General features: G+C 46.6%; 3 protein-coding genes and 1 pseudogene. 2 read left to right on the plus strand and 2 right to left on the minus strand.

The annotated features are described in order from the left end of the window. Positions 1 to 199: terminase small subunit (locus QZX97_RS08145; protein ID WP_295664562.1), on the minus strand; the 199-nt coding region annotated here is incomplete at its 3' end. Positions 200 to 1,050: 851 nt separating this feature from the next. Between QZX97_RS08145 and QZX97_RS08150 the strand changes: the two genes are divergently transcribed. Further along, positions 1,051 to 2,970, plus strand: a complete 1,920-nt coding sequence (locus QZX97_RS08150) for a DUF4914 family protein (protein WP_295649335.1) — start codon at positions 1,051 to 1,053, stop codon at positions 2,968 to 2,970. A gap of 95 nt (positions 2,971 to 3,065) precedes the next feature. Here the strand turns inward: QZX97_RS08150 and QZX97_RS19075 are convergent, their stop codons facing one another. Further along, positions 3,066 to 4,664 carry a tail fiber domain-containing protein gene (locus tag QZX97_RS19075; protein ID WP_363152164.1) on the minus strand — a complete coding sequence of 533 codons (1,599 nt, stop codon included), beginning with the start codon at positions 4,662 to 4,664 and terminating at the stop codon, positions 3,066 to 3,068. 559 nt (positions 4,665 to 5,223) lie between these two features. Between QZX97_RS19075 and QZX97_RS19080 the strand changes: the two are divergent. Next, positions 5,224 to 5,540 (plus strand): annotated as a pseudogene (locus QZX97_RS19080) (cell surface protein); the annotation flags it as partial.

A 5,540-nucleotide genomic window follows, 5' to 3' on the forward strand; every position in this document is an offset into this window, starting at 1 on the left:
GCAGTTTTTGCGCCGCTTGCGCCGTGCGCTCCTTTAAATAAGCCTGAATCTTGGGCATCTCCATCAGCTGCCCGTTCATGGCCGTGGCCTGCGTATACCCCGCCCGCAAAGCCGCCCGGGTGGCGTTCATGTCCATCAAATACTCATCGCAAAAGCGTTGTTGTTTGGGTGTTAGTGTAAATGCATCAATCGTTTTCATATATTGTTTTATTTGGTTTTAATTACAGTATAAGGCACAGCCATGTTCAACCCCAAAAAAGGGCTCACAGGCACAAAAAGGTGTTTTATTGCAAATTATCTGCAATATACAAAGAAATATTTGTTATTACAAAAATTACATTTGTATTAATTAAATAAGAGGTTTCCTCCCACGTCAGCAGGACAGCTTCGGCCAAAAGCAGGCAGAACAATGGTGGCCTTGTGCGCAGGGAGGGGCATAGCAATTTTTGCCTGAAGCATGGGTAACAGCGCAAACGCGGCCAAAGGTTGCAGCCCGTGGTTCTGCCGGCTTGTGCGGTGTGGCTTTGAGCGAAAAGAAGCCTTCCTGCTAACTTGACTTTTTGTTACTTTTTGGTCAAGCAAAAAGTAAGAGGGTCCCCCGCCCATAGCGGCCTAAATTGTTTTTTATATCCTACCCTCGCTTTAGACAAACAAACTACAATATGCTCACCACTCATCCTATCAAACTCAAACAACCCTTCCCCCAAAAAATCACCATAAAAAAAAGAAATATCCCAACCTACGCATTTAAAGTACCCAACCAACTCGCAAAACCCTCAAAAAAATATGACAGCGAACATATTAGCTTGTCTTTATTCATCGCCCATAAACAAAATAGATAATATCGGGCATCCATAATTTTCATTATGGTAAAATCAATTCGGGTTTACATACCGTTTTTGAGCTTTTGGCAAATATCATAGCCCGCACCCCTTTATGATGCCCGTCATTTATAAGGGGCGGGCATTTCCATAGCATTGGGCACGGTTTAATAGTGTAAAAATACACTGCCTGTTTAGCCGCTAAACAGTACCCCAAAATCAGTATGCTATGGAAAAATCATTATTAAAAAAATTCATCCTTCCGGCAGAATTAAGGAACCTGCTCGAAAACAAAGAAGTGATACTCGCCGAAAGCAGGGAAGACCTGATCGACCTTTCCTTTGGCCGTTCGGCCGATAATATATACGAAGTTTCGTACGATACCCCGGGCTTTGGCAATATCGTTGAAGCCTCGGTAGTACGATGCAAAAACGGCGTATCGGTAAACTATACCGACCCATACCTGCGCCGCCGCGATCCCGATTGCATGGTGATAGGTGATAGCCGACCTACCGATAAACCTAAATTTAAAGATAAATATGGTGCTGAGTTTGATGCGCTGCGTACCGAAACCTTCGCCTGGTTTGCCGAACAGGATGAGCTCATCGTAGTGCCCTTTATGTCGGGCGGCGAAGAGAATGGTTACCCTTCATTACTGGTGGCGCCTGCCAACGCGGGCTTTTTTGCCACCTGCCTGGCCGATTTGCAGGGTTTTATCCCCCGCAGCAAAATACCATATTCCTTTAAGCCGCGCGCGGTTATTTATGTGGCACCGTCTTTCAGGCATACGCATTTTGGGGGCAAACAAGTGGTAGTACACAACCGCCTCGAAAAAATGCACGAGATGTTTGCCTATAACCTGTACCCTGGCCCAAGCGCAAAAAAAGGGGTGTACGGCGTACTGCTCAACATTGGCGAAGAAGAAGGCTGGACAACCCTGCACGCTTCGGCTGTGAAGGTAACCACGCCTTACGAGAACGATTTTGTCATCATGCACGAAGGTGCCAGCGGTGGCGGTAAAAGCGAAATGACCTCGGCCTCTCACCGCGAACTCGACGGGCGGTTGCTGCTGGGTACCAACCTCAAAAGCAACGAGAAGTATTATATCGAGATGAAGGATGAATCAACCCTGCAACCCATTACCGATGATATGGCTCTGGCTTTGCCCGCGCTGCAAAACGGTAAAAAGCTGGTGATTATAGATGCCGAGTATGGTTGGTTCCTTCGTATCAACCACATCACCCAATACGGCACCGACCCTGATATTGAACGGGCCACCATCCACCCAAAAGAGCCTTTGATGTTTTTGAGCATCAATGGCAAACCCGAGGCTACCTGTTTGATATGGGAACCATCAATGGACGCGCCGGGCAAACCTTGCCCTAACCCAAGGGTAATATTACCGCGCAGGCACGTAGAGAACACCATCGATGTACCGATGGAAATCGACATCCGCAGCTTTGGCATACGCACGCCGCCCTGCACGCGCGATAATCCTACTTATGGCATCATTGGCATCTTCCATATCCTGCCGCCGGCATTGGCCTGGTTGTGGCGCTTGGTTGCTCCTCGGGGCCACGCAAACCCAAGCGTTATCAGCACCGGTAAAGGCATGATAAGCGAAGGGGTGGGCTCGTACTGGCCCTTTGCCACAGGCTTAAAGGTGGTACAGGCCAATTTACTGCTGGAGCAGATATTGACCACACCGCTTACCCGCTATATATTGATACCTAACCAACACATCGGCGCTTACGAGGTTGGCTTTAGCGGACAGTGGATAGCGCGCGAGTACCTGTCGAGACGTGGTAACGTAAACTTTAAAAAAGAGCCACTGGCGCCATCGCGCTGCCCGCTATTGGGTTACGCCCTCGAATCATTAAAAATAGAAGGCCAAACCATACCAAAGCACTTTTTACAGGTCGATTTGCAAAAAGACAATGGCACCGAAGGTTATGATGCGGGCGCGCAAATACTCACCTCGTTCTTCAAAAAAGAATTGGAAGAATACCTCGTACCCGACCTGCACCCCTTGGGCCGAAAAATCATCGAAATGTGTTTAAACGATGGCAGCATACAGGATTATGTCGACCTGATACAACCCATGGAAAGTATCAAAGTGGAAACCGCTTTGAAAGAGAACATTGCCTAACCTTGTTCACTAATGCAAAAAGAGGCTGTCCTTAAAAAAGGCAGCCTCTTTTCATTAAAACGGATATCAAAGGTTTCGCTTTGCGCGATACCCTTTTATTGTTTTGCTTTAATCAATTTATCAACCAAAGCCTTTAACTCATCTATTTGTTTTTGTTGCGCTTCTATTTGTTTTTGTTGTTCTTGAATGGCCTTAGTTAAAACAGGGACTAAATTTCCATATGATAAGCCCAAAGTTTCTCCCTTGCTCAAATCGCCTTCCTTACCGCTCACTACTTCCGGAATTATTTTTTGTACATCCTGCGCAATAAAACCTACTTCGGGATGGTTGGTTTTATCAGATTTATAGAAATAGGTTACAGGTTTTAATTGCATTACTTGTGCTAAACCATATTTATGCAAAGGTAGGATATCTCTTTTTAAACGTGCGTCGGAGGCGTTTACCCAGGTAGTACCATCACAATAAGCACCTCCATTCAACGTAAGTAAATGAGATATTGATGATGTCCCTAAACCAAGATAACCTGAAGTATTCAATCTCATATATTCGAGATCGGATGTTCCATTATTATAATAGTATACCAGATCAGACAAAACCCCACTATTTTGTTGGACATTTAACTTCCAGGCGTTATTCCTAAAAGCCAATGCAAGGGTTCCGCCACCCAAAGTTCCGGCGCCATCGTCATATTTTAAACTAAAGTTACCACCTGAATTTGTAGAAACCTGAAATAAAGAAGTGGGGGCCCCGTTTGTTTTGATACCAAAAAAGCCATTCGAGTTAGAATAAGAAAGGCTACCATTGTCTACATTCAAATTTGTGAAAATGCCATTCGCCGCCGTTATATTACCGGTCACGTTCAAATTATTTGCAGCTGTAATATCGCCACCACCCGAAAGGGTTAAACAATCAACATCGGTTGTTCCATTGGTTTTTGAAAAAATAAGGTTATTGACCACCCCCGAACTATTGTCCGTCTTAAATTTCCATCCGGTTTGTCTATAACCAAGTTGTAGTGTATTAAAGCCATTAACTACTCCCCATTTATAATTTTCGGCACTGCCAGACCCATCAGTTCCGATCTGGAACCGTGCGGAAGGACTTGATGTTCCAATGCCAACATTTGTTCCATCATCATAGATCAAGCTGTTACCCAAAGCGCTTGCACCTGTAAACTTAGCCATATAATTAGTTGATCCGGTTGCCGAAGCTCCTGCCGCAGCAGCTTGCCAGGTAGGTGTACCGCTGCCATTGGTAGTTAACACATAGCCGCTTGTACCATCGGTATTTGGATAGGTAACCGCACCCGCGGTAAGGGTACCGCTGGTTTTTACATTGGTTATCGTTGTATTGCCCAATTGCATGGTATTGCTTGCAGCAACGCTGGCACCAGAGCCAATTGCTGTGGCGTTGTTCAACGTTGCCGAAGCCACGTCGGCATTAAAGCCTAATAAGGTATTATTCGCCCCCGATGTAACTGTACTTCCGGCGCTTGCACCTAAAGCTGTGTTTTGGCTATTGGTAACATTTAATAAAGCATGGTTACCAATTGCTGTGTTGCTTGAACCTGTCCCAACAGAAAGCATGGTTTCGCCGCCAACTGAAGTATTCGCGTTACCTGTAGTTAAGCCTACCATGTTAAAATAGCCCACACTGGTATTGTTATCAAAACTTGTTCCCACATAATTAAGCATGGCATCGTAACCAACAGCAGTGTTACGGGTACCGCTGCTGAGTGAACTTGATAAGGCATTCCCGCCAAGGGCTGTGTTTTGAGCATTTTGCCCTTTACCTAAACCTATGGTCAAACTATTCACTGTCAAATCATGCGCTCCCAAATTAACCGCGCCTGTGGCGCCTGAATAAGGCACACCCGAACTGGCAGCCGACGACCATGTAGTACCGTTTGAGGTTAGTATATTACCTGCTGTACCCGGGGCAACGGTTTGCAGATTACCCGTACCATTACCCAATAAAACACCATTGGCGGTTATGGTAGCTAAACCCGTACCACCTTTGGTAACCGGTACAATGTTGTTATATGATGTAACCGCTGTAGAGCTGATCGTTATATCGCCGGTAACCGTTTGTGCACCTTGCGGCGCAAAAGGAGTGGACCCTGTCAGATAAACTTGACCTGCCGCCGTACCATTAGCAAAACCAACGCCGGTAGCACCAGTACTTCCTGTAGTACCTGTTGACCCAGTAGAACCTGTAACACCAGTCGAGCCTGTAGCACCGGTAGCCCCCGTTGACCCCGTTGCACCAGTCGACCCAGTTGCGCCAGTAGAGCCTGTTACTCCAGTAGCTCCCGTTGCACCGGTAGAACCTGTTACACCAGTTGCTCCGATAGAGCCTGTTACTCCAGTAGCTCCCGTTGCCCCGGTAGAACCAGTTGCCCCAGTAGAACCCGTTACACCAGTTGCTCTGATGGAACCTGTAACACCAGTAGAACCCGTTACACCAGTTGCTCCGATGGAACCTGTAACACCGGTAGAACCCGTTACACCAGTTGCTCCGATAGAGCCTGTTACACCAGTAGCTCCCGTTGCACCGGTAGAACCCGTTAC

The sequence above is a fragment of the uncultured Mucilaginibacter sp. genome, from assembly GCF_903893715.1.
GTDB lineage: Bacteria > Bacteroidota > Bacteroidia > Sphingobacteriales > Sphingobacteriaceae > Mucilaginibacter.